36 protein-coding genes, 1 tRNA gene and 1 pseudogene are annotated in these 25,099 nt (G+C 71.4%); 20 read left to right on the top strand and 18 right to left on the bottom strand.

The window, feature by feature from the left end; translation table 11 throughout:
* Nucleotides 1-94: pseudogene (locus AB0G56_RS36675) on the bottom strand (MarR family transcriptional regulator); the annotation flags it as partial.
* A gap of 283 nt (nt 95-377) precedes the next feature.
* Here AB0G56_RS36675 and AB0G56_RS36670 point away from each other — a divergent pair.
* A complete protein-coding gene (locus AB0G56_RS36670) occupies nt 378-575 on the top strand; it encodes a hypothetical protein (protein WP_360978800.1) in 198 nt (65 codons plus the stop codon).
* A 160-nt stretch (nt 576-735) separates the two neighbouring features.
* On the opposite strand, the gene AB0G56_RS36665 is transcribed toward AB0G56_RS36670, so the two are convergent.
* The 8 genes from AB0G56_RS36665 to AB0G56_RS36630 all read right to left on the bottom strand — a co-directional run bounded on the left by AB0G56_RS36665 (nt 736) and on the right by AB0G56_RS36630 (nt 5,480).
* Nucleotides 736-1,644, bottom strand: a complete 909-nt coding sequence (locus AB0G56_RS36665) for an RNA polymerase sigma factor SigF (protein ID WP_360978797.1) — start codon at nt 1,642-1,644, stop codon at nt 736-738.
* A 246-nt stretch (nt 1,645-1,890) separates the two neighbouring features.
* On the bottom strand, nt 1,891-2,730 hold the full coding sequence (locus AB0G56_RS36660; RefSeq protein WP_360978819.1) for an RNA polymerase sigma factor SigF: 840 nt from the start codon (nt 2,728-2,730) through the stop codon (nt 1,891-1,893).
* A 187-nt stretch (nt 2,731-2,917) separates the two neighbouring features.
* Nucleotides 2,918-3,211 (bottom strand): Dabb family protein, encoded by a 294-nt coding sequence (locus AB0G56_RS36655; protein ID WP_360978794.1) that lies wholly within the window; start codon nt 3,209-3,211, stop codon nt 2,918-2,920.
* Nucleotides 3,211-3,387, bottom strand: a complete 177-nt coding sequence (locus AB0G56_RS36650) for a hypothetical protein (RefSeq protein WP_360978791.1) — start codon at nt 3,385-3,387, stop codon at nt 3,211-3,213. The genes AB0G56_RS36655 and AB0G56_RS36650 overlap by 1 nt, the downstream gene beginning before the upstream one ends.
* Nucleotides 3,388-3,520: 133 nt before the next feature.
* Nucleotides 3,521-3,605, bottom strand: a tRNA-Ser gene (locus AB0G56_RS36645).
* A gap of 190 nt (nt 3,606-3,795) precedes the next feature.
* Nucleotides 3,796-4,227, bottom strand: a complete 432-nt coding sequence (gene tadA, locus AB0G56_RS36640; RefSeq protein WP_360978816.1) for a tRNA adenosine(34) deaminase TadA — start codon at nt 4,225-4,227, stop codon at nt 3,796-3,798.
* 170 nt (nt 4,228-4,397) lie between these two features.
* Nucleotides 4,398-4,934 carry a hypothetical protein gene (locus tag AB0G56_RS36635; protein WP_360978788.1) on the bottom strand — a complete coding sequence of 179 codons (537 nt, stop codon included), beginning with the start codon at nt 4,932-4,934 and terminating at the stop codon, nt 4,398-4,400.
* Nucleotides 4,935-5,276: 342 nt separating this feature from the next.
* Complete coding sequence (locus tag AB0G56_RS36630) at nt 5,277-5,480, bottom strand: hypothetical protein (protein ID WP_360978812.1); 204 nt, start codon at nt 5,478-5,480, stop codon at nt 5,277-5,279.
* Nucleotides 5,481-5,897: 417 nt separating this feature from the next.
* Here AB0G56_RS36630 and upp point away from each other — a divergent pair, with 417 nt between their 5' ends.
* Nucleotides 5,898-6,533, top strand: a complete 636-nt coding sequence (gene upp / locus AB0G56_RS36625; protein WP_037862716.1) for a uracil phosphoribosyltransferase — start codon at nt 5,898-5,900, stop codon at nt 6,531-6,533.
* A gap of 69 nt (nt 6,534-6,602) precedes the next feature.
* On the opposite strand, the gene AB0G56_RS36620 is transcribed toward upp, so the two are convergent.
* Entirely contained in the window at nt 6,603-7,232 is a 630-nt protein-coding gene (locus tag AB0G56_RS36620) for a LytR C-terminal domain-containing protein (protein ID WP_360978809.1), read from the bottom strand.
* A 209-nt stretch (nt 7,233-7,441) separates the two neighbouring features.
* On the bottom strand, nt 7,442-7,738 hold the full coding sequence (locus AB0G56_RS36615; protein WP_003986294.1) for a type II toxin-antitoxin system VapB family antitoxin: 297 nt from the start codon (nt 7,736-7,738) through the stop codon (nt 7,442-7,444).
* Between the two features lie 115 nt (nt 7,739-7,853).
* On the opposite strand from AB0G56_RS36615, the gene AB0G56_RS36610 reads away from it, so the two are divergent.
* Nucleotides 7,854-9,476, top strand: a complete 1,623-nt coding sequence (locus tag AB0G56_RS36610) for a helicase HerA-like domain-containing protein (protein WP_360978785.1) — start codon at nt 7,854-7,856, stop codon at nt 9,474-9,476.
* Nucleotides 9,477-9,524: 48 nt separating this feature from the next.
* Here the strand turns inward: AB0G56_RS36610 and AB0G56_RS36605 are convergent, their stop codons facing one another.
* The 4 genes from AB0G56_RS36605 to AB0G56_RS36590 all read right to left on the bottom strand — a co-directional run bounded on the left by AB0G56_RS36605 (nt 9,525) and on the right by AB0G56_RS36590 (nt 11,935).
* Complete coding sequence (locus tag AB0G56_RS36605) at nt 9,525-9,710, bottom strand: hypothetical protein (protein ID WP_360978822.1); 186 nt, start codon at nt 9,708-9,710, stop codon at nt 9,525-9,527.
* Between the two features lie 91 nt (nt 9,711-9,801).
* A complete protein-coding gene (locus tag AB0G56_RS36600; RefSeq protein WP_360978782.1) occupies nt 9,802-10,344 on the bottom strand; it encodes a hypothetical protein in 543 nt (180 codons plus the stop codon).
* A gap of 92 nt (nt 10,345-10,436) precedes the next feature.
* Entirely contained in the window at nt 10,437-11,264 is an 828-nt protein-coding gene (locus AB0G56_RS36595) for a DUF308 domain-containing protein (RefSeq protein WP_360978779.1), read from the bottom strand.
* A gap of 77 nt (nt 11,265-11,341) precedes the next feature.
* Nucleotides 11,342-11,935: an HhH-GPD-type base excision DNA repair protein gene (locus AB0G56_RS36590; protein WP_360978776.1), complete on the bottom strand. Its 594-nt coding sequence runs from the start codon at nt 11,933-11,935 to the stop codon at nt 11,342-11,344.
* A 676-nt stretch (nt 11,936-12,611) separates the two neighbouring features.
* Here AB0G56_RS36590 and AB0G56_RS36585 point away from each other — a divergent pair.
* The 3 genes from AB0G56_RS36585 (at nt 12,612) to AB0G56_RS36575 (ending at nt 14,205) form a co-directional block, all read left to right on the top strand.
* A complete protein-coding gene (locus tag AB0G56_RS36585; RefSeq protein WP_360978773.1) occupies nt 12,612-12,830 on the top strand; it encodes a hypothetical protein in 219 nt (72 codons plus the stop codon).
* 124 nt (nt 12,831-12,954) lie between these two features.
* Entirely contained in the window at nt 12,955-13,218 is a 264-nt protein-coding gene (locus AB0G56_RS36580; protein WP_360978770.1) for a hypothetical protein, read from the top strand.
* 12 nt (nt 13,219-13,230) lie between these two features.
* Entirely contained in the window at nt 13,231-14,205 is a 975-nt protein-coding gene (locus AB0G56_RS36575; RefSeq protein WP_360978767.1) for a DUF2637 domain-containing protein, read from the top strand.
* On the opposite strand, the gene AB0G56_RS36570 is transcribed toward AB0G56_RS36575, so the two are convergent.
* Nucleotides 14,191-14,544, bottom strand: a complete 354-nt coding sequence (locus AB0G56_RS36570; RefSeq protein WP_360978764.1) for a hypothetical protein — start codon at nt 14,542-14,544, stop codon at nt 14,191-14,193. The genes AB0G56_RS36575 and AB0G56_RS36570 overlap by 15 nt on opposite strands.
* A gap of 49 nt (nt 14,545-14,593) precedes the next feature.
* Here AB0G56_RS36570 and AB0G56_RS36565 point away from each other — a divergent pair, with 49 nt between their 5' ends.
* From AB0G56_RS36565 to AB0G56_RS36555, 3 genes are all read left to right on the top strand, one after another.
* On the top strand, nt 14,594-14,740 hold the full coding sequence (locus AB0G56_RS36565) for a hypothetical protein (protein ID WP_360978761.1): 147 nt from the start codon (nt 14,594-14,596) through the stop codon (nt 14,738-14,740).
* A gap of 485 nt (nt 14,741-15,225) precedes the next feature.
* A complete protein-coding gene (locus tag AB0G56_RS36560; protein ID WP_360978758.1) occupies nt 15,226-15,687 on the top strand; it encodes a GntR family transcriptional regulator in 462 nt (153 codons plus the stop codon).
* A gap of 1 nt (nt 15,688) precedes the next feature.
* Nucleotides 15,689-16,255 carry an HD domain-containing protein gene (locus AB0G56_RS36555; RefSeq protein ID WP_360978755.1) on the top strand — a complete coding sequence of 189 codons (567 nt, stop codon included), beginning with the start codon at nt 15,689-15,691 and terminating at the stop codon, nt 16,253-16,255.
* Here the strand turns inward: AB0G56_RS36555 and AB0G56_RS36550 are convergent.
* Together AB0G56_RS36550 and AB0G56_RS36545 are read right to left on the bottom strand one after the other, a co-directional pair.
* A complete protein-coding gene (locus tag AB0G56_RS36550; protein WP_360978752.1) occupies nt 16,243-16,716 on the bottom strand; it encodes an NUDIX domain-containing protein in 474 nt (157 codons plus the stop codon). The genes AB0G56_RS36555 and AB0G56_RS36550 overlap by 13 nt on opposite strands.
* Before the next feature lie 2 nt (nt 16,717-16,718).
* Nucleotides 16,719-17,477 (bottom strand): helix-turn-helix transcriptional regulator, encoded by a 759-nt coding sequence (locus AB0G56_RS36545; RefSeq protein WP_360978749.1) that lies wholly within the window; start codon nt 17,475-17,477, stop codon nt 16,719-16,721.
* Between the two features lie 451 nt (nt 17,478-17,928).
* Between AB0G56_RS36545 and AB0G56_RS36540 the strand changes: the two genes are divergently transcribed.
* From AB0G56_RS36540 to AB0G56_RS36490, 11 genes are all read left to right on the top strand, one after another.
* Nucleotides 17,929-18,357, top strand: a complete 429-nt coding sequence (locus AB0G56_RS36540) for a protein kilB (RefSeq protein WP_360978746.1) — start codon at nt 17,929-17,931, stop codon at nt 18,355-18,357.
* Nucleotides 18,358-18,560: 203 nt separating this feature from the next.
* A complete protein-coding gene (locus AB0G56_RS36535) occupies nt 18,561-18,815 on the top strand; it encodes a DUF6284 family protein (RefSeq protein ID WP_360978743.1) in 255 nt (84 codons plus the stop codon).
* Complete coding sequence (locus AB0G56_RS36530; RefSeq protein ID WP_360978740.1) at nt 18,815-19,258, top strand: hypothetical protein; 444 nt, start codon at nt 18,815-18,817, stop codon at nt 19,256-19,258. Before AB0G56_RS36535 ends, AB0G56_RS36530 begins: the two co-directional genes overlap by 1 nt.
* Nucleotides 19,255-20,106 carry a protein spdB gene (locus AB0G56_RS36525; RefSeq protein WP_360978737.1) on the top strand — a complete coding sequence of 284 codons (852 nt, stop codon included), beginning with the start codon at nt 19,255-19,257 and terminating at the stop codon, nt 20,104-20,106. Before AB0G56_RS36530 ends, AB0G56_RS36525 begins: the two co-directional genes overlap by 4 nt.
* Entirely contained in the window at nt 20,106-20,465 is a 360-nt protein-coding gene (locus AB0G56_RS36520; RefSeq protein WP_360978734.1) for an RRQRL motif-containing zinc-binding protein, read from the top strand. The genes AB0G56_RS36525 and AB0G56_RS36520 overlap by 1 nt, the downstream gene beginning before the upstream one ends.
* A gap of 1 nt (nt 20,466) precedes the next feature.
* Nucleotides 20,467-20,784, top strand: a complete 318-nt coding sequence (locus AB0G56_RS36515; RefSeq protein ID WP_360978731.1) for a hypothetical protein — start codon at nt 20,467-20,469, stop codon at nt 20,782-20,784.
* Nucleotides 20,781-20,957: a pRL2-8 gene (locus AB0G56_RS36510; RefSeq protein WP_360978806.1), complete on the top strand. Its 177-nt coding sequence runs from the start codon at nt 20,781-20,783 to the stop codon at nt 20,955-20,957. Before AB0G56_RS36515 ends, AB0G56_RS36510 begins: the two co-directional genes overlap by 4 nt.
* Before the next feature lie 136 nt (nt 20,958-21,093).
* On the top strand, nt 21,094-23,220 hold the full coding sequence (locus tag AB0G56_RS36505) for an ATP-binding protein (RefSeq protein ID WP_360978728.1): 2,127 nt from the start codon (nt 21,094-21,096) through the stop codon (nt 23,218-23,220).
* Between the two features lie 204 nt (nt 23,221-23,424).
* The gene (locus AB0G56_RS36500; protein WP_360978725.1) at nt 23,425-23,889 is read left to right on the top strand and encodes a hypothetical protein; all 465 of its coding nucleotides are present in this window, start codon (nt 23,425-23,427) and stop codon (nt 23,887-23,889) included.
* Nucleotides 23,890-23,904: 15 nt separating this feature from the next.
* On the top strand, nt 23,905-24,342 hold the full coding sequence (locus AB0G56_RS36495; RefSeq protein ID WP_360978722.1) for a hypothetical protein: 438 nt from the start codon (nt 23,905-23,907) through the stop codon (nt 24,340-24,342).
* A gap of 54 nt (nt 24,343-24,396) precedes the next feature.
* Nucleotides 24,397-25,089, top strand: coding sequence for an SAM-dependent methyltransferase (locus tag AB0G56_RS36490; protein WP_360978719.1), 693 nt, complete (start codon nt 24,397-24,399; stop codon nt 25,087-25,089).
* Nucleotides 25,090-25,099: the final 10 nt, after the last annotated feature.

Here is a 25,099-nt window from a genome sequence, read left to right as displayed (position 1 = left end):
AGTCGGGCGGCAGGATCCGCCCCATGTCCCGTTTCACGGCGCCGACGGCACTGAGCTGACGCGCAAGCTCCTCGTACTGCGCCCGCTCGGCCATCGCACCTCCCGTAATCGTTGCTTGGGGCAACCATACGTTCGGTTGGTTGCTGCAGGCAAACAAACCGGGGTCCGCTGGCGCAAAAACTTGGCAAAGGCAAGTATTGCGAGCGTAAATATGCAGGTGGCGGTGGGTGAGGTGGTCGCCGGGAAGCGCCGTTCACCCCAGGACGGGGCAAACCGGCCGCCGGAGCGGTGTCACCGGCCCGGCCGCGCTTTCCGCAACGGGACGAAACGGGCCCCCACTTGGGGAGCGCCCGGCGTTTTCGCTAGGGTCTCGGGGCATGGCTAACACCCAGGGCCCCCAGGGCCACCACGACCCCGCCGGCAGCACCCAGATGTTCCGCGCGTTCGTCGACGAGGCCGCTCCCCAGGCGAGGCAGCAGCAGGCGGCGCCCGCCGGCCCGCGGGTCGGTCTGATCGTCGGTGTCGTCGTCGCCGTGATCGTCGTCGCGGCCGTCGCCTGGCTCGCGTTCAAGTAGGCGCCGAAGCCGTTCGAGCAGGGACGGAAACTGTTCGAGCGAGGACGGAAGCGGGGGAGAGGACGCCGACGGGCGTCGAGGACGCGGCGGGACAGCGCGATGGCCGCCGAGGCGCCGTGCGGCGCCTCGGCGGCCATCGGCACGCCAGGGATGGTCCGGCTCAGTCGGAGATGAGCCCCTCGCGCAGCTGGGCCAGGGTCCGCGTCAGCAGCCGGGAGACGTGCATCTGCGAGATGCCGACCTCCTCGCCGATCTGGGACTGCGTCATGTTGGCGAAGAAGCGCAGCATGATGATCCGGCGCTCGCGCGGCGGCAGCTTGGCGAGCAGCGGCTTGAGCGACTCGCGGTACTCCACGCCCTCCAGCGCCGTGTCCTCGTAGCCGAGGCGGTCGGCGAGCGATCCCTCGCCGCCGTCGTCCTCGGGGGCCGGGGAGTCGAGCGAGGAGGCCGTGTAGGCGTTGCCCACGGCGAGGCCGTCGACGACGTCCTCCTCCGACACCCCGAGCACGGACGCGAGTTCGCCGACGGTCGGCGACCGGTCCAGCTTCTGCGACAGCTCGTCGCTGGCCTTCGTCAGCGCGAGCCGCAGCTCCTGGAGCCGCCGGGGCACCCGCACGGACCACGAGGTGTCCCGGAAGAAGCGCTTGATCTCGCCGACCACCGTCGGCATCGCGAAGGTCGGGAACTCCACACCGCGTTCGCAGTCGAAGCGGTCGATCGCCTTGATCAGGCCGATGGTGCCGACCTGGACGATGTCCTCCATCGGCTCGTTGCGCGAGCGGAAGCGGGCGGCGGCGTAGCGCACGAGCGGGAGGTTCAGCTCGATCAGCGTGTCCCGGACGTAGGCACGCTCGGGGCTGTTCTCGTCGAGCACGGCGAGCCGCAGGAACAGGGAGCGGGACAGGGTGCGGGTGTCGATGGCTGCCGAGGCGTCGGACGCCGGGGCCGGAGCCGGGACGGCCGGAAGGGCCGTCACGTCGTCGAGGGCGTCGATCGGCTCGAGCGCCGGGGAAGGCGCCGCGCTCTTGGTGAGCGTCAGCACCTCGGAGCTGCCCTGTTCTGCGGACATGCCACCCCCTCTGGGTCGCGGGACGGTCGTGGCCGCGTTCTCTGACGAGGAGAACTCAGCCTTCACCTGAATACCGGAGCCGAAGCCACGGCAAACGCGCTTCCCGCAGAATGTCACATGTCGGCAACACGCTGTAGTGACATGTCGACATCCGATATGCGAATCAGCCCTGGCGGAAAGGGGTCTGACGGCCTTTCGGGCCGAAGATGTCGGGATCCGACCTGGTGAGCGATTCGCTCGTGACGGTTACGCCTCGATCCTGTTTGCGGATCGCAGTCGCTGGAAGCTACGCGCGAGTAGGCGCGAGACATGCATCTGGGAGACGCCGAGTTCCGCACTGATCTGCGACTGGGTGAGATTGCTGTAGTAGCGCAGCAGCAGGATTCTCTGCTCCCGCTCGGGGAGTTGGACGAGGAGGTGGCGGACCAGGTCGCGGTGTTCCACGCCGTCGAGCGCCGGGTCCTCGTAGCCGAGCCGGTCGAGCAGTCCTGGCAACCCGTCGCCCTCCTGCGCGGCCTCCAGTGAGGTCGCGTGGTACGACCGTCCGGCCTCGATGCAGGACAGCACCTCCTCCTCGCTGATGCGCAGCCGCTCGGCGATCTCGGCGGTCGAGGGGGAGCGTCCGAAGGCGGTCGTCAGGTCCTCCGTCGCGCTGTTGACCTGCACCCACAGCTCGTGCAGCCGGCGTGGGACGTGGACGGTGCGGACGTTGTCGCGGAAGTACCGCTTGATCTCGCCGACGACCGTCGGCATGGCGAAGGTGGGGAACTGCACGCCCCGGTCGGGGTCGAAACGGTCGATGGCGTTGATGAGCCCGATGGTGCCGACCTGGACGACGTCCTCCATCGGCTCGTTGCGGGAGCGGAAGCGGGCGGCCGCATAGCGCACGAGCGGGAGGTTGGCCTCGATGAGCGCCCCGCGCACGCTGGCGTACTCCGCCGTGCCCGGTTCCAGCCCCTTCAGTTGGGTGAAGAGCACCTGCGTGAGGGCCCGGGTGTCGGCGCCGCGCCGCTTCTCGGGGGCCGGGGCGGAGGCAGGCGCGGGAGCTTCCTCCTGGGGCGGCGCAGTACTGGCCGACACGGTCAACGCCACCTCTTCGTCGATCAACTCATCCGTCAAAAGCGGTCATAGCATCACAAGACATGCGCTAAGTGTTCAAGCACCGCATATGCACGTGTTGAGGAATGAATTAGCTCTAAAGGTGCGTACAGCTGCGACAAAGCCCCGCACCATCCCGGTGCGGGGCCTGGCACGGCTCCGTGTGGCCGTACCTCTAGAACTCGTAGTCCGCGATCACCCAGGTGGCGAACTCCCGCCACAGGGCCACGCCCGCCTGGTGCGCCGGGTGCTCCAGGTAGCGCTTCAGGGCGTCGGCGTCCTCGACCGCCGAGTTGATCGCGAAGTCGTGGGCGATGGGCCGGTCGCTGATGTTCCAGCCGCACTCCCAGAAGCGCAGGTCCTCGATCTGGCCGCCCAGGGCCCTGAACGCCCGCACGCCCTCCTCGACCCGCGGATCGTCGCGCCGGACGCCCTCGTCGAGCTTGAAGAGGACCAGGTGTCGGATCATCACTTTCCTCCGTTCGCGGCCCACGTCATGAAGTCGCCGATGGCCTTGGCGGCGTCCGATATGCCCTCGAAGCCTATCTGGACGTAGTCGGCGGCCTTGGCCGGGTCGGTGATGATCACGTACAGCACGAAGACCACGAGCACATAGACGACGATCTTCTTGGCGTTCACCGCCATCGCGGTCTCCCCCTGTCGCTGGTTGCCCCTGTCGCCGGCCGCCCCGTCGTCGACCGCTGCGAGCCGAGCGCCGTCGATGATCGCACGATGATCGCACGAAGGGCCCCGTCCGATGGACGGGGCCCTTCACAAGCGGTAGCGGAGGGATTTGAACCCTCGGTGACTTGCGCCACACTCGCTTTCGAGGCGAGCTCCTTCGGCCGCTCGGACACGCTACCGAGACAGACCCTACAACACGGGGGGCCGTGGTCCGAAATCCGTTTACCGGCCGGTCCGGCGGCCCGTCGCCCGGCGGCCCGTCGCCCGTCGCCCGTCGCCCGGCGGCCCCGTGACCGTCGTCCGACGTTCGTGGCAGCGGTCCGGCGGCCGCGGAACGAAAACGGTCAGCGGGTGCGGAACGAAGGCGGGTCAGCGGGTGCGGAAGAAGTCGGTGAGGAGTCCGGCGCAGTCCTCGGTGAGCACGCCTGCGATCACCTCGGGCCGGTGGTTAAGCCGCCGGTCGCGTACGACGTCCCAGAGCGAGCCCGCGGCACCCGCCTTCTCGTCGCGCGCGCCGTAGACGATCCGGTCGACGCGGGAGAGGACGGCCGCCCCCGCGCACATCGTGCACGGCTCCAGCGTGACCACCAGCGTGCAGCCGGACAGCCGCCACCGGCCCACCCGCTCGGCGGCCCGCCGGATGGCGAGGACCTCCGCGTGGGCGGTCGGATCGCCGGTCGCCTCGCGCTCGTTGTGCCCGGCGCCGAGCACGGTCGTGCCGTCGCCGGACAGCACGACGGCACCGACGGGCACGTCCCCGCCCCGGACGGCCGCTCCGGCCTGCTCCAGGGCGAGCCGCATCGCGTCCCGCCAGCGGTCGCGGACCGGGTCGGGCACGCCGGACGGCCGCCCCGGCGCGCCGGGAACGGACGCGTCGGGGCCCGACGTGCCGGGGAAGGATGTGCCGGCCGGGCGGGGCGGCCCGGCCGGATGCGGCATGTCGTCGGTCGGTTCCGGGTTCGGGGCCGGGGTCAGCGGACGGTCTCCAGGACCTCCGCGGCGCCCAGGACCTCGGCGATCGCGCTCAGCGCGTCCTCCGCGTCCAGGGCGCGCAGCTCCTTCTCGCTGATGCCCAGGTCGTCGAGGATCTCGCCGTCGCCCAAGGGGCTGTGCGTGATGGCCTCGGCGGAACCGGGCTCCTCCTCGTCGTCCTCGCCGGAGGCGGGCTCGCCGTCCTCCGTGCCGTCGAGGTCGAGGGTGTCGAGATCGGGGCCGTCGTCACCGGGCTCCCGGCCGAGCAGTTCGTCGGTGAGCAGGATCTCGCCGTACGAACTGCGGGCCGCGGCGGCGGCGTCCGAGACGTAGATGCGAGGGTCGTCCTCGCCGTCCACGCGGACGACACCGAACCACGCGTCCTCCTGCTCGATGAGGATGAGCACCGTGTCGTCCTCGGCCGAGGACTCACGGGCCAGTTCTGCCAGGTCGGACAGCGTCTCCACATCGTCGAGCTCCGTGTCGCTCGCTTCCCACCCGTCTTCGGTGCGCGCGAGCAGTGCGGCGAAGTACACCGTGACTCTCCCACTGGTCTTAGGCGTGCCGGTTGGGGGTCCCCCCGGCGGAGGTTCTGGGCGGGAAGAGCTGGGCTCCGAGCCCCACCCACTCGGAATCGTGACAGAAACAAGGCGTTCAGGGGACGTCTTCGGCTCCCTGTGTCCGGCTGTTTTGCGGCTCGTCGGTAAAGGACTCACCAGCGCACTCGTTGCCGCCACCTGCGGATCGTACGCGGCTTTGCCCGGCGGCCACGCAGGCCCACCTCGGAACGTCGGCGCGGGTTTCCTTTCTTCCCCCGTCTCTCCCGCGCCCTCGGCGCCGGCTCCTCCCGGGCGCGGCTCGGGTCCCGCCGGGCCGGCCTACCAGCGGAACGTACGCATCCGCATCGCGTGCCGCAGCCGCGCGGCCTTGGCACGCCGGGGCTGGACGCGGTCGCGCAGCTCGCGGGCCTCGGCGAGGTCGCGCAGGAACTGGGCGCGGCGCCGACGGCGTTCGGTCTCCGGGTCGGTGTGGGGGTCGGGGCCCGTGCCGGTGCTCGGGGCGGGGCGGAGTCCGGTGCCGATGCGGGTGCCGTCGGGGTCGCCGGTGCCGGTGCCGGTGTTCCGGCGCAGGCCGGCGCGGCGCGTGCCGCCTGCCTCCGGGCGGCTCCTCGGTACCGGGGCCGCGGCGGGGCCGCCGGCCGTACCGGTGTCCCCCGCTCCACCGGTACGCGTGGCCGCCCCGCCGGCCGTGGTTCCGGCGGTCTTTGTGGGCGCCGTCGTCGCCGGTGTGTCCGCCGCGTCGGGCCGTGCGCCCGGCGACGGATGCTTGCGGGATTGCCGGTCAGGCATCGGTCCACCACCCCAGTCCGTCCCTACCGCTTTCCCCCGGACGGCGGGTTTGATGCCACGACGGCGCCGGAGCGGGCGGGCGCGGGCGCCGTCGCCGCGAGGACGGTGGCGGGCGGGCGGCCGCCTTCGGCGCCCGGTTACTGTTGGCACATGCGTCTCCACGTCGTCGACCACCCCCTGGTCGCCCACAAGCTCACCACTCTGCGCGACCGGCGCACCGACTCCGCGACCTTCCGCCGGCTCGCCGACGAGCTGGTCACCCTGCTCGCCTACGAGGCGACGCGGGACGTGCGGACGGAACAGGTCGACATCTCCACGCCGGTCGCGCAGACCACCGGCGTCAAGCTCTCCCACCCGCGCCCGCTGGTCGTGCCGATCCTGCGCGCCGGACTCGGCATGCTGGACGGCATGGTGCGGCTGCTGCCGACCGCCGAGGTGGGCTTCCTGGGCATGATCCGCAACGAGGAGACGCTGCAGGCCTCCACGTACGCCACGCGCATGCCGGAGGACCTCTCCGGCCGTCAGGTCTACGTCCTCGACCCGATGCTCGCCACCGGCGGCACGCTGGTCGCGGCCATCCAGGAGCTGATCAAGCGCGGCGCCGACGACGTGACGGCGGTGGTACTGCTGGCCGCCCCGGAGGGTGTCGCCGTCATGGAACGCGACCTCGCGGGCACCCCGGTGACGGTCGTGACGGCGTCGGTCGACGAACACCTGAACGAGCAGGGCTACATCATCCCGGGCCTCGGCGACGCGGGCGACCGGATGTACGGCGCGGCCGAGTAACCGCACGCCGCGGCGCGGGGCCGCGGTACGAAGGGGCCGGCCCCGTCCGCCGGTGACCGGCCGCTCGCCTCAGCAGCCCTTCTGCGGTGTGCCGGCCGGCTGCTTCGGCGCGGCCAGGGCGGCCAGCGCCTTCTCGGCGGCCGGCCGCGACGCCAGCTGCTTGAACCCGTCGCCGATGATCAGGTCCACGTCGGTGCCCTTGCGCGTGTCCGTACGGCTCTGGGCCCCCGGCAGCTGGGTGGCGAGCACGGGCAGCGAGCTGTCGAGGGCCGACGCGGGACCCAGGAGCAGCCCGGCGCCCTTGACCTTCTTGTCGAACTCCTTGGTCGCGTTGCCCACGTGACCGATGCGGAAGCCGCGCTTCTTCAGCTCGTCAGCGGTCTGCTTGGCCAGTCCGCCGCGCGGCGTGGCGTTGAGGACGTTGACCGTGATTCCGCCCGGCTTGGGCAGCGCCCGGGCCGTGGCCGCCGGGGAGGGATCGGACCTGGCCGCCGCGCCGGTCGCGCAGTGCGTCCTGGCACCGGCCGCCGAGGCCTTCGTGTCACCGCCGGTGAAGACGTCGATGAGCTGCAGCGTGCCCCAGCCGATCACCCCGAGCGCGACGACGGAGGCGGCGGCCACGAACGCGAGCCTGCCGTGCCGCCGGGGCCGGCGCATCCGCGGGTACTTGTTCCCGGTGATCCGGTACTTCCCGCCCATGCCGGGGGGAGTCAGCATGCTCATGGGCGCAGCGTAGTGCGCCGGGGCGGCGATTCCTACTAGATGATCATTGGATATCGCCCAGTAGAACCCGAAAGGTCCAAACCGTTACCCGGCAGGCCGCGGTCGGGGCCGGGTCAGGCCCGGAGCGGAGACCCGGGTCGTGGGGCCGAAGACGCGGATCGGTCCGGAGGTGAGGCCCGCCCGGCTCAGCCCAGTTCGAGCACGCGCGCGTGCAGCACCTGGCGCTGCTGCAGCGCCGCCCGCACCGCGCGGTGGAGCCCGTCCTCCAGGTACAGGTCGCCCTGCCACTTCACGACGTGCGCGAAGAGGTCGCCGTAGAAGGTCGAGTCCTCCGCCAGGAGGGTCTCCAGGTCGAGCTGCTGCTTGGTCGTCACGAGCTGATCGAGGCGGACCGGGCGCGGCGCGACGTCCGCCCACTGCCGGGTGCTCTCCCGGCCGTGGTCGGGGTACGGCCGGCCGTTTCCGATGCGCTTGAAGATCACACGGAAAGCCTACCGGCCCAGAGCTTGCGGGCGCAGCCTCGGCAGCGCAGTGCGACGCTGGAAAAGCCGCGGCAAACCGGGCGAATCAGGACCACGGGCTGAACAGGGGTTTGAGATGAGGGACAGCGAGACCGCGCCCGGGGCGCCGGGCGACGACCCGAAGCTCCCGCCTGAGGCCCGGCGGATCGCCTCCGGATACGCCTTCACCGGTCCCGCCCTCGACCTGGGCGCCCTCCTCTGGGACGGCGACTGCCTGCCCGAGGCCCAGATCCGCATCCCGCTGGCGATGCTCAACCGCCACGGGCTGGTCGCCGGCGCCACCGGCACCGGCAAGACCAAGACGCTCCAACTCGTGGCCGAACAGCTCTCGGCCCAGGGCGTGCCCGTCTTCCTCGCCGACGTCAAGGGCGACCTGTCGGGCATCTCGGCGCCCGGCGCGGCGAACGACCGGATCAGGTCGCGGGCCGCCGAGGTGCGCCAGGAGTGGGCGCCGGCCGGCTTCCCCGCCGAGTTCTACGCGCTCGGCGGCACGGGACACGGCGTACCGCTGCGTGCCACGGTCACCAGTTTCGGCCCGGTCCTCCTGTCCAAGGTGCTCGAACTCAACCAGACCCAGGAGCAGTCGCTCGGGCTGATCTTCCACTACGCCGACACCAAGGGGCTGGAGCTGATCGACCTGAAGGACCTCAGGGCGGTCGTCGCCTTCCTGACCTCCGAGGAGGGGAAACAGGAACTGCGGGGCATCGGCGGGCTGTCGGCCGCGACGGCCGGGGTGATCCTGCGGTCCCTCACCGCCTTGGAGGCGCAGGGCATGGCGGACTTCCTCGGCGAACCGGAGTTCGACACGAGCGAGTTCCTGCGCACGGCGGCCGACGGCCGCGGCATCGTCTCCGTCCTCGAACTGCCCGCCGTGCAGGACCGGCCGCGGCTCTTCTCGACCTTCCTGATGTGGCTGCTCGCCGACCTCTTCCACGACCTGCCGGAGGTGGGTGACGCCGACAAGCCCAAGCTGGTGTTCTTCTTCGACGAGGCGCACCTGCTCTTCGACGACGCCTCGAAGGCGTTCCTGGAGTCGATCACGCAGACGGTGCGCCTCATCCGCTCCAAGGGCGTCGGCGTCTTCTTCGTGACCCAGACCCCGAAGGACGTGCCCGCCGACGTCCTCGGCCAGCTCGGCAACCGCGTCCAGCACGCCCTGCGCGCCTTCACCCCCGACGACCAGAAGGCCCTGAAGGCGACGGTGAGGACCTTCCCGAACTCGGCGTACGACCTGGAGGAGGTCCTGACCGGGCTCGGCATCGGCGAGGCGGTGGTGACGGTGCTCAGCGAGAGCGGCGCCCCGACGCCGGTCGCGGCCACCCGGCTGCGGGCGCCCGTGTCCCTGATGGGCCCGGCCGACGGCCCCGCCCTGGACCGCGCGGTGCGCGGATCCCCTCTCCACCTACGTTATGCACAGGCTGTGGACCGCGAGTCGGCGTACGAGAAGCTGACGGCGGCGCAGGCGGCGCAGGCCTCGCGGGCGGCCGAGGCCGAGCGGCCCGCGCCGGCCGGGGAGCGGGCAACGGGGCGGGGCAGGGCGCCCGAGAAGGAGCACGGGAAGGGGCACGGGAAGGAGCCGTCGCTCGTCGATCAGGTCGTCAGCAGCGGGGCGTTCAGGTCCCTGGCCCGGTCCGTGGGCACCCAGCTCGGCAAGGAGATCACCCGCTCCCTCTTCGGCACGGCCCGCAGGAGGCGGTGAGCCGGGCGCCGGCACCCCGACGCCCGGCCCGCGGAGGACCCCGCGGACTCAGCCGCCTTCCCGGTCGGGGGTGGCGGTCTCGGGTGGCGGCGGGGGCCGGTGGTGGGCGTCCTGCTCGGGGCGGTGCGGTTTTCCGGCGGGTTCCCCCGGGGGCGGGCACGGGGGTTCGGGGGTGCTGCGGGCGGCTTCCGCGCGCACGAGGGCGCGCAGGACCGCGTACGGGTCACTGGGCATGGCTGCGCTTCACTTCCTCGACGGTCGTGTCGGTCTGGCTGACTGCCGGATGAGGAGCGGCCCGCGGGGGCGGCTCCCCGGTCGGCCCGGCTCAGCAGCGCAGGACCACGCAGCGCAGCATGTCGAGGGGCTGGAGCGGGCGGGGCGGCACGCGGCGGCCCCGCCCGGAGGGGCACCAGGCCGCCGCTGCCGCCGTCGGCGCGGCGGCCCGCCCCGGCGCCGGTGCGGTCAGAGGCGCGCGCCGGGACGGCGTACCGCCGCGCGCGTCACCGCAACCGTTGTCACGCCCGTCTTCGCGTCCGTCTTCGTGTACCGGCGGCCGGGGCGTGGGGGCCGCGTCGGGGACCTCCTCCTCGGCACCGGCCGCGACACCACTCTTTCCCGCGCCGGTCCAGTTCCCGCCCCCGCCTGCGGGCCCGGGGCCCGTGGTGGGTGCCGTCCCGGCACGGGAGCCCGCGGACGCCGCCGCGTACCCGCCGGGAACCAGCAGGACGAGCACCGACACGAGCAGCGAGACGAGCAGTGACCCGAACGCGGGCACGAGGACCGGCACCAGGATCCGAGGTCGGGCTCGGCAGGTGCGGTCCTCGACGCGCCGCCCAGGAGCGGCGCGCTGCGCGCGTACGGGGCTCACGCCGGTCATCTCCCCGGCGGCCGTACGCCGTTCACCGCGCCGACCGGGTAAACCGCCCGCACGGCGTAGGCGCCGGGCGCCGTGCTGACGTCTCAGACGGTGCGCGGCACGTGCTGGGCGTGGCGGCGGATGCGGAAGGCGGTGACGATCTCCATGACGCCGACCACGACCAGCCACCAGCCGCCCAGCAGGGTGAGGACGGCGACCGACGCGAGCGGCGAGTCGATCAGCACGATGCCGGCGATGAAGGTGAGCACGCCGAGGAAGATCTGCCAGCCGCGGGCGGGCGCCGTACGGTCGTGCACGGCGGCGATCGTCTGTGTGATCCCGCGGATCAACCAGCCGATGCCGATCCAGAGGGCCAGCAGCAGGATCGACTGCATGGCGCCGCGGAAACAGAACAGGCCCAGCAGGATCGACAGGGCACCGCTGGCGAAGGCCAGCACGCGCAGCGCCGTCGACTTGTGCGTGCCGAAGGCGGAGACCAGTTGGAGCACCCCGCTGACCACGAGGTAGACGCCGAAGAGGATCCCGGCGGCCAGCAACGAGGCACCCGGCCAGAGCAGCACGAGGATGCCCAGGACGAGGGCGGCCACCCCGGTGGCGAGGACTGCCTGCCAGGCGGCGCGGGAGAGCAGGTGCAGGGGCCCTTCCAGCGGTGGTTCGTAGCGGGGATCGGTGCGCGGCGGAGGCGTCGTCTGCGGGCCCCCGGCGCTCCCGGCGCCGCCGGGTCCCCCAGGGGCCTGTGGTTCACGTGGGTCGCTGGGGTCCCGGCCGCCTCGGGGGTCCTGTGGCTCCCGTGACTCCCCTGGCTCCCGTGGCTCCTGTGGTTCTCGGGGGTTTCGTGGGTCTCGCATCGCGTGGACGCGGCGGTCGTCGTAGCCCGGCCCGCCGGGGCCGTCGCTCGGTGGCTCGGTCATGGTCCATGCTGGGACCGGGCGCGGGGCGGTCGCCACCGCTGTAGGCCGTCCGGCTGACGGAGCGCCGCCTCCTCGCGTCACTTCCCGGCGGACTTCGCCGCCTTCGCCGCGGCCTTCATCTCCTGCTTGTGCGCCCGCACCTTGGCGAGCGACTCGGGGCCGGTGATGTCGGCGACGGACCGGAAGGCCTCCGGTTCGCCGTACGCCCCGGCGGCCTCCCGCCAGCCCTCGGGGCGGACCCCGAGCTGCTTGCCGAGCAGAGCGAGGAAGATCTGCGCCTTCTGCTTGCCGAAGCCGGGCAGTTCCTCCAGGCGGCGCAGCAGTTCCGGCCCGTCGGCCACGTCCCGCCACAGGGCCTCGGGATCGCCGTCGTAGTGCTCGACGAGGTAGTGGCACAGCTGCTGGATCCTCTTGGCCATCGACCCCGGGTAGCGGTGCACGGCGGGCTTGTCCGACAGCAGACGGGCGAAGGTCTCCGGGTCGAACGCCACGATCTCGTGCGCGTCCAGGTCGTCGGTGCCCATGCGCCGGGCGATCGTGGCCGGTCCCTTGAACGCCCACTCCATCGGAATCTGCTGGTCCAGCAGCATCCCGACCAGTGCGGCGAGCGGGCTGCGGCCCAGGAGCGCGTCGGCTTCGGGGTCCTGGGCGAGGTGCACGGTGACGTTCATGTCCCGATGATCGCCCGCCGGAGGACGGCCCGCACGGGCTGTGGTGAGCGATTCGCCCTACGCGTCCGTACGTCCTGGCGTCCTGGCGCCACGTCCTGGCGTCTTGGGAAGCCGGCGAGTCCGGGAAGGTGGAACGACGTGGCCCGACGGCGGGGTGAGGGGGCGAAGGGGACGGGCGGTGCCGAGTACGGGTACGGGGTGAACAGGGCCGAGTACGAGTACGGGGGGCGCTGCCGAGGACGGGTGCGGGGTGGGCGGTGCCGAGTACGGGTGCGGGAGACGTGTCACGCATGTCCGCGCGGCCGTGGTCTGCAGCGGCTGCTGTTCCCCGCTCTGTCCCTCTCCCTGTTCCTCGTCCTGCTCCTCCTCGGCGGCGCCGGGCCCGCCTCGGCCCGCTCGACGCCCGGCTCACCGACCGGGGCGGCTACTGGGGGACCGGCTCCCTCACCGTTCCGATCGCCGGAGCCTGGAGCGCGAGGGTGACGGTGCGGGTGTCGGAGCTGGAGCAGGCGAGGGCGGCGAGGACCGTATGGATCAAGAATTAGTCGTATTTCGCGAACACGTTTCGCCGAGCCGTGAATCGGACCACCCGAGGCTTTTTTGTTCCTGTTCCGTAACCTTGCATATTCCGGGACGTTATGCGGGTGTCGCGCCGCCGCGCCAACGGAGAAAAATCATGTGGAACTTCACCCTTTGGACGCTGGTCGTGTGTGCTTCAGCCTGCACCGCAGGCTCTATTCTCGTGCCGCCCTACCAGTGCAGAATGTGGCGGGTCGACGCCGAGGAGTTGCGTCGCCGTCGGCACATGGTTGCGGTACTGAAGAACAATACCCGCCCGACCGAGGGGGACCCGACCGTCGAGGAGCCGGCGCCGGACGTCCATCTCGTCGGCTGAACGGATGAAGCATCCGATCGCACATATAGGTCTAATCAGGGAATTCCTTCACCCGTTTGCCGCGCATCCGGGGAAGTCGGGTGGCGTTAGTCGGGATATGACTAAGGCATCCAGGGAAGGGTACTTGGGTCTGCTCGTGGGCCGCGAGCGCGAGGACGCGAGTGCCGGGCACGCGGTGGCGTTGGATCCCTACACCTACCTACCCGCCCCCGTGCGCTCGCCGTCCGCCGTCAACGGCACCCTGAGCAGGGGCGGTTCCCCCGTCGCACTGAAGGCCACCGAATCGCTGCTGCGGGATTTCCTGGACGCGATGAGCGCACTCGAAGCCGACCTCGCCCGCCGCTGGGTCGGCTCGGACGGCCGCCCCGTCTTCTCGCGACCCGAATAGCCGGGTCGCGGCATGTATGACGAACGTATCGACCGACGTCCGGGCTACTCCCCCGATTATCCCTACGCGGAACCGGCAGGTTTCGACGAGCCCCGCCCCCGTACCGGCACCGGCCGGCACCGGGCCCCGACCCAGTTCTTCTCGGGCACCCTCGGCCCCCTGGTCCCCCCGGACTCGGCGTGGGACCCGGCCGAGGAACTGGCTTTCATGCTCCAGGACGCCATGGAGCGACAGTCGCCGCAAAATCCCGTAGAGGCCGAATTCCCGGCGCCATCGACGAGCCCGGCTGACCCGGCGGCCCCGGTGGCAATGGGAAGCATGGAAAATGCGGGAAATGCGGCGGAACCGCACGAAGCGAAGCCCTCCCGCGGAACGCCGAACACGCCATTGGAGAACCTCCAGGAAATCACGGCGGAACTTCCTCCCTTGCGGGCCGGCTCACGGGGGCACCGCAGAGTCCGTGAACGCAGGCGGCCGAGCGGCGTGCGCACCGCCAGCCATGTCATCGGCGCCCTGGCGGCGGTGACCGCCTCCACGGTGAGCTTCTTCGGCGGCATGGTCGCCTACGACCCGCTGCGTCTCGTGGCCGTCGCCCGGATGCAGGACGGCCTCGCGTCGTGGTGGCCGCTGCTGGTGTACGGGCCCTGGCTGGTGGCCTCGCTGTCCGTCCTGCGCGCCGCACTGCACCGCCGCCGTGCCGTCCACTCGTGGTGCGTGGTGCTGCTCTTCTCGTCCATCGCGATGCTCCTGTGCGTGGTCCAGGCACCCAAGACGATCGTGGACATGGCGGCGGCGGCCCTGCCGGGCCTGGCGTCCCTGGCCTGCTTCCAGCAGCTCGTACGCCAGATCACCCTGACCCGTCCGCCCCGCCGCACGGCCCCCCGCCACCGCGTGCGCCGCCCCTTCCCGCCGGACCCCGCCCAGGACGAGCCGACGCCATCGGCTTCCGCCCCGCCCTCCCGCGCGTCCGCCTCACCTTCCCCCTGAGGGGCGCACCTCCCCTCTGAGGGGCCCACCTCCCCCCGAGTCGCTCACCACGTCCCGGACGGCCGCCAGGAAGTCTTCCGTCCGCGGATGGGTGGGACGGGCGGGGCGGGCCAGGTGGACCGGGGCGTCGGGGGCGTCGGAGACCGGGACGGAGCGGACACCGGCATGGCCGTGGCTCTCCGCCGTGCCCGCCGCGCCGAGGTCCCGGCCCGCGGTCAGCTCGGCCGGCAGCACCCGGTCCCGGTCTGCGAGGAGCTGGTCGTCCGGGAGCGCGGCGACGCGGTCCTCCCTGTACAAGGCCGGGTCGGCGGCGTCCGCGGCCAACGGCGCGGTCGACACGTTCGTACGGGCCGCCGCGACCGAACTCCCGCCGCAGCGGATCAACGCGGTGCGTCCGACGGGGGTCGAGGAGGCCTGGGCCGCCCACGGCCCCTTCTTCCCCGGCATGGAGGCGGTCCCGGCGTCCCGCGTGGCGACGGGGTACGTCCGCTCCGCCCAGGGCGTGCAGACGGGGCAGATCCACCGGGTCCGCTGACCGGCCGGTCCCGGGTCCGCTGGCCCGCCGGCCACCCGCTCCCCGCGTGCCTCCCCGCACCACGTCCTATTCCGCGCCCACGCGCCGCCCGGGACATGCCGGAAGGCCCGGACCCGACGAAAGTCTGGACGCGACCGAAGCCGGACGCGACGAAGGCCCGGACCGTCTTTGCGGTCCGGGCCTTCAGCCTGGCGGAGGATACGAGATTCGAACTCGTGAGGGGTTGCCCCCAACACGCTTTCCAACTGTCCGCGTCGCCGTCCGGGGGCGTTCATAGGGGTCCGCGCGCCAGGTCAGACAAGGTGCGCGTACGGGGCTGAACGTTGGCGGCCGTTGGCGGACTGGACAAAGACCAGGACAACGAGCGGTGCGGAAACTGACGCGGGTCAGCGTGCCGGGGTGCGCACTCATACGCGCCTATCTGCAGCCGCCGCCGGGCATGCGACTCTTGAGGGCGACGACGGGTGAACAGAGAGGGAGAACGAGTGTCGCAGCAGGCCAGTCCTCGGGGAACCTTCCTGAAGATCGCCGATGCCGTCAAGGCGCGAGTTGAGGCGGACCCGGGCATGACGGAGCTTCCGTCCGCTGTGGATCTCATGAGTGAGTACAAGATCTCGCGCGGGGTCGCTCTCCGTGCGTTCGCGGCTCTCCACAAGGATGGTGTAGCCGAACCGGTGCCGGGTGGCCGCTGGCGTGTCGTACGGGCGGGGGAGCGGACGGACCGCCGCCCGCTGGAAGAGCGCATCGCGGACATCGTCGCGGAGGAGCGTCTGGAAGTCGGGGCAGCATTCCCTAGCGCTTCGGCTCTTGCTGAACGGTTCGGGGTCTCGCGTCCGACCGTGACCAAGGCCCTCGACAGGTTGGAGGCCGCCGGCGTGCTCGCGAGTGGAGGACAAGGCAGGGTGCGGACACTTCGCGCCATGCCGATTCGAGAGGAGCGTTCCTAGCTTGTCGGAGCTGACAGAGTGGGCCTATCCCCTGGCTGAGTCTCTCCTTGCCGCGCCGCTACCGCGCCGCTGGAAGCACTCGCTGGGGGTCGCCGCGCGGGCACGCACCATTGCCCCCACCCTGGGACAGGACGCGGCGCTACTGGAAGCCGCTGCCGTCCTGCACGACATCGGTTACTCGCCAGACCTCGTCAAGACCGGCTTTCACCCACTCGACGGCGCTCGCTACCTCCGCGAGATCGCCCAGGCGGACGAACGGGTCGTGAACCTCGTTGCCCACCATTCCTGCGCCTGGATGGAGGCTGAGGCCCGCGGGCTGCGTGCGGAGTTGGAAGGCGAGTTCCCCCGCGAGAGCGGGCACCTGAATGACGCCCTCTGCTACTGCGACATGAACACGACGCCGGACGGTGCCCCGACGAACCCTGTTGACCGGATCGACGAAATCGCTGGCCGCTACGGGCCGGACAGCCTGATCGGTACGTTCATCCGCCGCGCCGAACCGGAGATTTGCGCAAGCACGGCGCGTGTCCTCGAACGGGTCGCAGCCGCCAAGCGTCAGCCGATGTAAGGGGTTGCCCTCGTCCGGTCCATGGCGTGCTCGATGCGGAGCCGCATCGTGGGATGGACGTCAAGTTCCGGCAGGTCTGTGGGGCTCACCCAACGGACCTGCGTCGTCTCGTTGCTCGTACGCAGGTCACCGCCGACCGGGCGGGCCCGGAAGCAGATGCTGAACTGTTGGCGGACCTCGCCATCGTCGTACTGCATCACGTGCCCGGGGTCGGTGTAGATCCCGGTTACGTCGATGACTTCAGCCTTGATGCCGGTCTCTTCCCAGACTTCGCGCACGACGGTGTCACTGATGGACTCGCCTACGTCGTGCCCGCCGCCGGGCAGTGCCCAGCGCCCGTTGTCGGACCGCTGAATCATGAGCACCTGCCCCGCGTCGTTCTGGACGAACGCCACGACGGAGGGCACGACCGAGTTGGCCGGCGGGGCGTCAGGGTCGTGCAGGTAGTCAATCCGTCCCATGATCAGGCTCCTGTGATGTCGCGGTCCGAGACCAGGCGAGCGCCGCCCCAAGTCTGTTCGATGCTATTTGCGTACGTGTCGAACAGGCTGCTCCCCGGCATCCGGCGCAGGTGGTAGACGGGGGCCATGTAGGCACCGATGCCGTAGACGTGAGGGTTGACGAGCATCTCGTCATCGGCTCGATAGATGGAGTTGTAGAGCGTCGTGGCGTGCAGCCGAAAGCTGATCTCAGGGTGGCTCTTGAAGAGCGGTCGGTAGTTCACCAACGCGTTCCGGATCTTGCCATCCATGACCCGGTGGCCCTCGTCTATGCCGCGCTGCCGCACGGCTTCACAGTCCGGATCTCCGAGCAGGATGCGCACCTGGGTGGTCCCTTCGACCTTGCGCTTCAGAAGGTCGAGGAACAGGGGGTCCTCCGACAGGAAGAGACCGGAGTAGACGAGCACGTCAACGTTCGTCTCGGCACGCGCGTACATCTCACGCCACAGGTTCGGGGGCACTGTGTGGCGGTGTGGGTAGACGGCCACAATCTCCGCCTTGGCCAGGTCTGCCGCGCTCTCCAAAGTCCGACCGTCGTCCCACAGCGTGGTGACATCGACCTTGAGGGCTGCGGCGGTGGCGTACTGGTGTCTGCGATACGGCACCTTCCCTTGCGTGATCCAACGCTCGACCGTTTTCGGGTTGACCGCGATGGCGTCGGCCAGGTCTTGGACGCTCATGCCCCGCGCGAGCAGGGCTGACCGTAAGCGCTCGTTGGACATCTACACCCCCCGGTGGGACGTCTAGGGACCTCTTGACCGTAGCCAGAACTCCCTGAGCTGTCCACGTATGGGGTAACCAACGCCCCTGACCAGCAGCGATTCTGATGGTGCGCCAAGAAGTTCAGGCGCAAGACCAGAGAGATTCCGTCGCTGCACTTGACGGACCCCTATGCAGTACCTGTAAAACAGGTACTGCACCCCGGAGGAAAGCCCGCAGGGGTGAGTACGAAGGAAGCGTCTGTTGGTTGACAACTCAACAGTGTGTCGAGGGAAGCCCGCCTCACCTCTGCAAACAAGAGGGCGGGCGCGCACGGGTTCAGTCCCATGCGCGAGTACAGCGCAACCCCAGCTTCCGCAGCATCGCTGCGGCCGGTTGCCTCCGCTGCTCGTCTCGTACGAGCAGCGCCGAGGGGAGCCGGAATCACCGGACACCGTTTCAAGGGGGTAGCTCATGTGGGAAAGCCTGATCGCTGTGGTGGGGACTCTGCTCGGGTCCGTGACCATGTACGTGCTTCAGCAGCGGGGCACGGACCGGACGGCGCTGCGGCGTGACCGTCTGGCGGCCGTGACCGCGTTGACGGTGGCTCTGGCCGACCACCGCCGCGCGATGTGGGTCCGGGAAGACCTGCGGCTCACCGGTACGGACTCGGCCGGCTACGAGGCGGCGCGGGCGGAGAGCCACGCGACCCGCAGCGCGATCACCGCGCCGCTGACCACGCTGTCCATCCTCCTTCCGGGGCTCTCCCGGGTCGCGGAGGATGCGGCCACGGCCACCTACCGCCTGCGCGGCGCCGAGTCCCCCGAGGCTCTGAACGGGGCCCGGGAGGCGGCTATCACCGCGTGCGAGCGGCTGACCCGCGAAGCCTCCAAGCTCTTCTGACCCGCCCTGCGCCCTCTGCCCCGGTCCCGTCTTCCGGCGGGGTCGTGAGGGCGCCGGATCGGATCCGGCCCGGGGCACCGGCCGCCCTTCGCGCGGCCCACCGCACCACTCGTGCGGCCATCCCATCTCAACGGCGCGCGGCTCCCGGGGTGCCTCCCGGGAGCCGCTGTCGGGCCGTTCCTGTGCGAGAGGAACAAGACCCAATGGACCACATCGTCACTGTTCAGGACGCTGTTACCGCGTTCGCTCCGTGGATGGAGCCGACGGACGCGGAGTTGGACGCGATCGAGCGCGAGATGCCCGTGATCCTGGCGGACGTCGAGCTGCTGGACGCGCACATCGTCACGCTGGACCGCACCCCGTCCGAGCTGGACGCGCGCCGGATCCGCCGGGCCCGGCGGCGGGCGCTGGCCGCGCGGGTCGCGCTGGTCAACCGCACCCCGGGGGAGGTGGCGTGATGACCCGCTTCGCCCTGAGCCGCTTCGAGCGGTACCGGGTCGCGGCGGCCCGCGAGACGCTGGCCGCCGCCCAGGACGTGGACCTGCTGGACGGGACCGCCATGGCCCGGATCATCGGCCAGCTGGAGACCTCCCTGCGCGACCTGGTCGACCTGGTCGAAGGGGACGGTGGGCAGACGGCCGGGCCGGGGCCGGTGGCGTCCCGGTGCCCGGCCGCACACCCCGAGGACCCCACCCCGTGCAGCGGCCCGGTCGTCGTGACCGTCCTGGACAGCACGAACGCCGGCGCGGACGGCTGCGAGCACCACGCCGTCAGCCTGCTCGCCTCGGTCACCGGGTCCCGCCCGGTGCCCAAGCCGGACACGCCCGTGGGGCTCGCCGTGCGGCTCTTCCGCGCCGCCGACCACACCCGGCCCTTCCCGTGGCGGGAGGGCCGGTCGTGAGCGCGAAGACCGTACTGCCCGCCGTCGCGATGACGGCCGTCTCGATGGTCCTCACTCTGGCTGTGGTCGTGATGTGGCTCGGTGGGGCCGTGCCGTGGCCGGTCGCGCTGGTGGTCGGGCTCGGCATCGACGGGGGATGGCTGGCCACCCTCGCCTACGAACGCCGACTCGCCGCGCAGGGCGATCACAACCGGGCCGTCACCGCGGTCGGCTGGGGTTTCGGCCTCATCGCCGCCGGCGTCCTGATCGCCCACGCCCTCACCGCCGACGGGTCCGCCGCATGGCTCGCAGTCGCGTGGCTTCCGATCGCCGCGAAGGCGTTGTGGCTCGTGCACGGCCTGTGGGAGCGGACCGCGCTCACCGACTCCGCCCTGAAAGCGATCCGGGGAATTCAGCAGGAAGCTCGCGACGAAGCGGCCGTGGCCCGCGCCCGGCTGCGGGCCGAAGCCACCACCGAGGAGACCCGGCTGACGGCCGTGACGGCGGCCGGGGCACGCGTCGCACACGTCCAGGCACGCACCGCCGAGAAGCTGTCCAAGGCGTGGTCGACGCTGGAGACAGCGCGGGCCGGGGAAGAGACCGGCAGGGCGCTGACCAGCGTGACGGCCCCCGTCACGCCCGGCGTCACGGCCCGCTGGGAACTGCCCGTGTGGGGGCCCACCGAGCCCGTTCCGGCGCTGGAAACGGCGCCCGCGCTCACCGATGACACGCTGGACGTGCTGGTCGACCAGATCCGCCTCAGCCAGACACCCCCGCTGTCCTACCGCGAGATGGCCACCCGCTTCCGCGCCGCCGGCCACTCCGCATCCGAAGTCCGCCTGCGTGCCGCGTGGAAGCGCGTCGCCTGATGGGCGCCCTTCCCGTCTTCCGGTGGCGCCTGGCCCCGGACGGCTACGCCACCCGCCGCCAACTCCGCGCCGCCGGGCTGCGGCCCGGCGGGCAGGACCCCGCCGCCCAGCTCGAACGCCCCCGCCGCCGACGCGGCCCGCTCATCGCCTACCTCTACCGCATCGACGCCGCGAAGCCGGTCCGCCCGATGACGCCCGCCCGGTGGGCCGCGCTGGAGAGGGCGAACGCCGCCCGCCGTACCTGCCCGCAGTGCGGGCGGGACGCCGGATACGTCATCCCCGCCGCCCTCGGCATGTGCGTGCCCTGCGCCTACCCCACCCCCGTTGACCTGCACGACGACTCCTTGAGGAGTGCCTGACATGGGCAAGCCCGACACCCGCCGCCTGGACCGTGCGATCCGCGAGACGACCCGCAAGCTGGACGCGGTCCGGCAGAAGGAACTGTGGCCGCTGGACGGCCGCGAGCGCCGCACCATCCTCGCCGCCATGGCCGGCGGCTCCTACTCGGTGCTGCGGGGCCGCAGCACCGACCGCGCCGACCGCCGCCTGGAGACGGCCTGGACGAGCGCCGAGACCCGGCTGATCGCGGAGATCACCGCCCTGCAGACGGAGCGTCAGCGGATCGTGAACGAGGCCGCCGCCGCCAAGTCCGCCAAGAAGTCCACCGGCTGGTGGTGACCGTGTCCCGTCTGGTCGCGCCGCCCGGTGAGTGCCCGCAGTGCTGGCAGCACGCCCACGACCGGAGCATCCACCGCAAGCTCAAGCCGCGCGAGGACTGCCCCCAGTGCGTGGACCACATGCGCAACGGCCACCCGCACCTCGTCCCCGGCAAGCCGTCCCGCTGGTGGTGACCGCCCCCCACCGCGCCGCCGTCCCCGCCGCGTGACCTGCGCGGCTGCACATCTCGACCGCCCGGGGCCGCTACGGCCGCCCCGGGCCCCTCATCTTCCGCCCCCTGCCCCGGGGGCAGTCAGGAGTGTGTCCGTCATGAGCGGCACCGTCGTTCACCTGCACAAGAACCCCGACCCGCCCGAGGAATCCCCTCGCCCCGACCTGAGCGTCGTCCCCGACCAGCCCACCCCGCCGGCCGTGCCGTTGTGGGTGCGCTCCGGGCGTGCGGTCCGTACCGCTCTCAAGCACGAGAACACCCGCACGGCCGCACGGCTGGTGGCCCGGCACTCCCTCTACGTCGCCGGCGGGGCCCGGATCGTCGCACGCCGCACGTGGGACGGCCGCACGGCCGCCCGCTATGAGCGCATGCTGCGTGCGGCGGAAGCCGCGGGCAACTACGAGGCGGCGGCCGAGTGGGAGGAGCGCGGGCAGCGCTACCGCGAGGCACGCCACCGCCGCCGCATGGACCTGCTGCACTCCCCGCTCGCCGCCGCCAAGGGCGCCGCAGTCGGCACCGGCGTGGGGATCGGGGGCCTGGTCCTGCTCGGTATCGCCATGGCGGTGGCCACCAAGCACCCGGCCGACGTGATCACCCCGCTCATGGCCGTGGTCGAGTTCATCAACCTGATGATCACGATCGTCCGTGTGGTGTGGGGACCGCTCGTCTCGGTCGGCCCGTTCCTGGCCCTGCTGGCCCTGTGGGCGGTGGGCAGCAAGCAGCAGGCCGCACCCCAGTGGGCCCTGCCCGTCACGGCACGGTCCGGGGAAGGGGAACCGATCACGCCGTCCATCGTGGTCAAGGCCCTGCGCGACCTCGGCGTCCCGGCCCTGGCCCGAGCCATCAAGGAGATGGGCGACGCCGGCGCGGCCATGCTCGGACCCATCCGCATCGCCGGATGCGGCGTCGAGGTCGATGTCACCCTTCCCTCGGGGGTGGCCACGAACGAGGTGCAGGGACGGCGGCGCAAGCTCGCGGAGAACCTGACCCGACACGAGCACGAGGTGTTCATCACGATCCCGGAAGCCGCCCGCACAGTCCGCCTGTGGATCGCGGACTCGGGCGCGCTGGACGAGCCGATCGGGCCGTCCCCGCTGGTCACGGACGAGACGCTGACCGCGAACTACAAGACCGGCCGCGCGCCGTGGGGGCAGGACCTGCGCGGCGACGCCGCTCTGATCAGCCTGTATCAGCGGCACCTGCTGGTCACGGGCCTGTCCAACCAGGGCAAGACTGCCTCGCTGCGGGCGCTGGCCCTGTGGCTGGCGCTGGACCGCTCCGTGCAGTTCTGGATCGCTGACCTCAAGGGCATCGGGGACTGGGCCATGTTCGATGGCATCGCCCAAGTGCTGATCGAGGGTCCCTCCGATGGCCACGTGATCCAGGCGACCGAGATGGTCGAGGACGCGGTGGAGGAAATGAACCGGCGGATCGAGGAGCGACGCCGGGACCCGGCTGCCGTGTTCCAGCCGCTCATTGTCCTGGTGGACGAGGCACAGTTGGCGTTCATGTGCCCGGTCGTCGGGGACGACAAGCGGCCCTACGGCGGCTCCAAGGCCACCTCCCGGTACTTCATGGCCGTCCGCAAGATCCACAACCAGGGGCGTGCGGTCGACGTGCTGATGTGGCAGGGCACGCAGGACCCCACCGACCAGAACCTTCCCAAGCTGGTCCGCGAGGGCGCCCACACCCGCGCCTCCCTCGTCGTGGGCACCGAATCCCAGTCCCGGATGGCACTGGGGGACAAGGCCGTCAACGGTGGCGCGGCCCCGCACCTGCTGCGCCAGGGGCTCGACAAGGGAACCCTGGTCGTCGCCTCCGACGGCATCGCGATTCCCGCCGGGCAGGCGTCCATCACCGTGCGGACCCACTTCATCGACGACGAGCCGGCCGCCGAAATCGCCGCCCGGGCCAAGGCCCTGCGCGACGGCGTCACCACCCTGCGCGTCATCGACCAGGCCGAGGAGCGCGACGCGCTCGCAGACGTCGCCACCGTCATCGGTGACGCGGCCCGGCTGCGGACCAACGAAGTCCTCAAGCGGCTGCACTCCCTGGCCCCGCAGGTCTACGGGGACCAGTGGACCAACGACCGGCTCAAGAGCCTGCTGGAGGAGCACGGCGAGGAGCCGAAGAAGTCCCACGGCGTCATGGTCATCCACCGCGATCACGTCCTGCGGGCCCTCGCCAACCGCGACACGGACGGTTCCGCTTCCGCCGCCGAGTAACGGGGAGGCACCGCCGTCCGGTCCGGGGAGGCGGGGAGAACTCCCCAACCCCCTCCCCGGACCGCCTCCCCCGCCTTGATCAGCGAAAACACCGTTTCGGGGAGGCGGGGAGGCACCCCAACTCAGGGCCCGGAACCCCCCTCCAGAAGCCTCCCGGCAGGGTGTCTCCCTGCCTCCCCCGACCCGTACCGGAAGGGATTCCGCATGCACCCCGAACACGCACCGCACCCGCCCGTGATCCGGGCCACACAGGTCCACCAGCCGACCCTGTTCCCGCCCGCCGCCACGGCGCCGGCGCCGCTCGTTCCCGTCCAGCCGGACCAGGTACCGGCGGTCGCGAGCATCGTCCTGCCGGACGGCAGGATCGTCACCGGCTACGCCGTCCACCCCGCACAGCCCGAACCCCTCACCGCCAAGCCAGCCGTGTCCCGCACGGCCGTGAACATCGCCCTCGGCGGCATCGGGTTCGCCGCGGTCTGCGGCGGGCTGTTCCTGCTGACCGCGTTCATCGCCGCCCTCACCGCGTTCATCACCCAGCTCATCATCCTGGCCGCCGTCATCTTCGGCGGCTTCATCGCCGTGCGGGTCCTCGGCTCGGGCGGGCACCGGGGCGGGACCACGGTGAACATCCGCAAGGCCGTCTTCAAGCGCAACCACTTCCACGGCTGACCGGGGACAGGACGCATGTCCGGGCTCCACTGGCACGCCTACGCGTACAACGGCAGGGAACTGCCACCGGACAGGGACCGCCGCGACCCCGGCTGCCCCGTCCCCCCGCTGGAGATCAGGCAGTGGCTGCTCAAGCCCGCCCGGCTCCTGGCCGCCACCTACCCCGCCCCCGACACCGACCAGAGCGCGTACGGATGGCTGCGGACGGAACTGGACGCCTTCCCGCGCGGCCCCCGGGACCTGTCACCGGCTACCCAGCTCGCCTACGCCCGTGACTGCCTCAACCGCTCCACGGACGTGGTGTGGGGCTACTGGTCGGCCACCGGGCTCTACATCTCACGGGCCCTGATCACCTGCCCCCGCGCCGACACCCCGTGCCCCCACGGCGCTGGGGGAACAACCCACCACCACAGCATCAGCACACCAAGGGCGGCCCCCACCTCACGCCAATGAATGTGGGGCCGCCCTTGCCAGCCAGAACCAACCAAGGAACTGGAGAAACCCAGCATGACCCAACCGACCCTCATCCGGCGAGTGCCCGGCCACCGGCCGCGCTTACTGGACCTGTACTGCTGCCAGGGCGGCGCCGCCAAGGGCTACGCCGACGCCGGGTTCGACGTGACCGGCATCGACAAGGACCCGCAGCCCCGCTACCCCTACCGGTTCATCCAGGCCGACGCGATCGCGTTCGTGCTGGAGCACGGGGCGGAGTTCGACTTCATCCACGGCTCGCCGCCCTGCCAGCACGACAGCGACTGCCAGCGCATCCAGGGCAACAGCCACCCCGACCTGATCGCCCCCACCCGCACGGCGCTGGAAGCCACGGGGCGGCCGTGGGTGATGGAGAACGTGGGCGGCGCCCTACCCAAGCTGCGCGCTCCGGTGATGCTGTGCGGGCAGATGTTCCGTCTGGCGAACTACCGGCACCGGTTCTTCGAGACCGGCGGCGGCTTCCGCCTGGTCCAGCCGGACCACCCCGCACACCTGGTCCCCCAGGCGAAGATGGGGCGCCCGGTCCCGCCCGGCCACTACGGCCAGTTCGTCGGCAACTTCTCCGGCGTCGACCTGGCCCGCCGGGTGCTGGGGGTGCCGTGGATGAACCGCGACGGCATCCGCGAGTGCATCCCCCCGGCCTACGCCGAGCACATCGGCCGCGCCGCCCTCACCCACCTCGCTTCCTCCCTGGAGGTGGCCGCGTGAACGAGGACCT

It is taken from the genome of Streptomyces sp. NPDC021356 (assembly GCF_040641015.1).
Classification (GTDB): Bacteria; Actinomycetota; Actinomycetes; order Streptomycetales; family Streptomycetaceae; genus Streptomyces.
This window is presented reverse-complemented; position numbering and strand designations above follow the sequence as displayed.

Coding starts and splice junctions, on each gene's coding strand:
- AB0G56_RS36610 (WP_360978785.1), top strand. CDS start 7,854: ATGAGGGACAGCGAGACCGCGCCCGGGGCGCCGGGCGACGACCCGAAG.
- AB0G56_RS36545 (WP_360978749.1), bottom strand. CDS start 17,477: ATGTCCAACGAGCGCTTACGGTCAGCCCTGCTCGCGCGGGGCATGAGC.
- AB0G56_RS36535 (WP_360978743.1), top strand. CDS start 18,561: ATGGACCACATCGTCACTGTTCAGGACGCTGTTACCGCGTTCGCTCCG.
- AB0G56_RS36530 (WP_360978740.1), top strand. CDS start 18,815: ATGACCCGCTTCGCCCTGAGCCGCTTCGAGCGGTACCGGGTCGCGGCG.
- AB0G56_RS36575 (WP_360978767.1), top strand. CDS start 13,231: ATGTATGACGAACGTATCGACCGACGTCCGGGCTACTCCCCCGATTAT.
- upp (WP_037862716.1), top strand. CDS start 5,898: ATGCGTCTCCACGTCGTCGACCACCCCCTGGTCGCCCACAAGCTCACC.
- AB0G56_RS36550 (WP_360978752.1), bottom strand. CDS start 16,716: ATGGGACGGATTGACTACCTGCACGACCCTGACGCCCCGCCGGCCAAC.
- AB0G56_RS36590 (WP_360978776.1), bottom strand. CDS start 11,935: ATGAACGTCACCGTGCACCTCGCCCAGGACCCCGAAGCCGACGCGCTC.
- tadA (WP_360978816.1), bottom strand. CDS start 4,227: ATGCGGCTCGCCCTGGAGCAGGCCGGAGCGGCCGTCCGGGGCGGGGAC.
- AB0G56_RS36500 (WP_360978725.1), top strand. CDS start 23,425: ATGCACCCCGAACACGCACCGCACCCGCCCGTGATCCGGGCCACACAG.
- AB0G56_RS36490 (WP_360978719.1), top strand. CDS start 24,397: ATGACCCAACCGACCCTCATCCGGCGAGTGCCCGGCCACCGGCCGCGC.
- AB0G56_RS36540 (WP_360978746.1), top strand. CDS start 17,929: ATGTGGGAAAGCCTGATCGCTGTGGTGGGGACTCTGCTCGGGTCCGTG.
- AB0G56_RS36650 (WP_360978791.1), bottom strand. CDS start 3,387: ATGGCGGTGAACGCCAAGAAGATCGTCGTCTATGTGCTCGTGGTCTTC.
- AB0G56_RS36620 (WP_360978809.1), bottom strand. CDS start 7,232: ATGGGCGGGAAGTACCGGATCACCGGGAACAAGTACCCGCGGATGCGC.
- AB0G56_RS36665 (WP_360978797.1), bottom strand. CDS start 1,644: ATGTCCGCAGAACAGGGCAGCTCCGAGGTGCTGACGCTCACCAAGAGC.
- AB0G56_RS36595 (WP_360978779.1), bottom strand. CDS start 11,264: ATGACCGAGCCACCGAGCGACGGCCCCGGCGGGCCGGGCTACGACGAC.
- AB0G56_RS36655 (WP_360978794.1), bottom strand. CDS start 3,211: ATGATCCGACACCTGGTCCTCTTCAAGCTCGACGAGGGCGTCCGGCGC.
- AB0G56_RS36515 (WP_360978731.1), top strand. CDS start 20,467: ATGGGCAAGCCCGACACCCGCCGCCTGGACCGTGCGATCCGCGAGACG.
- AB0G56_RS36585 (WP_360978773.1), top strand. CDS start 12,612: ATGTGGAACTTCACCCTTTGGACGCTGGTCGTGTGTGCTTCAGCCTGC.
- AB0G56_RS36520 (WP_360978734.1), top strand. CDS start 20,106: ATGGGCGCCCTTCCCGTCTTCCGGTGGCGCCTGGCCCCGGACGGCTAC.
- AB0G56_RS36505 (WP_360978728.1), top strand. CDS start 21,094: ATGAGCGGCACCGTCGTTCACCTGCACAAGAACCCCGACCCGCCCGAG.
- AB0G56_RS36670 (WP_360978800.1), top strand. CDS start 378: ATGGCTAACACCCAGGGCCCCCAGGGCCACCACGACCCCGCCGGCAGC.
- AB0G56_RS36495 (WP_360978722.1), top strand. CDS start 23,905: ATGTCCGGGCTCCACTGGCACGCCTACGCGTACAACGGCAGGGAACTG.
- AB0G56_RS36605 (WP_360978822.1), bottom strand. CDS start 9,710: ATGCCCAGTGACCCGTACGCGGTCCTGCGCGCCCTCGTGCGCGCGGAA.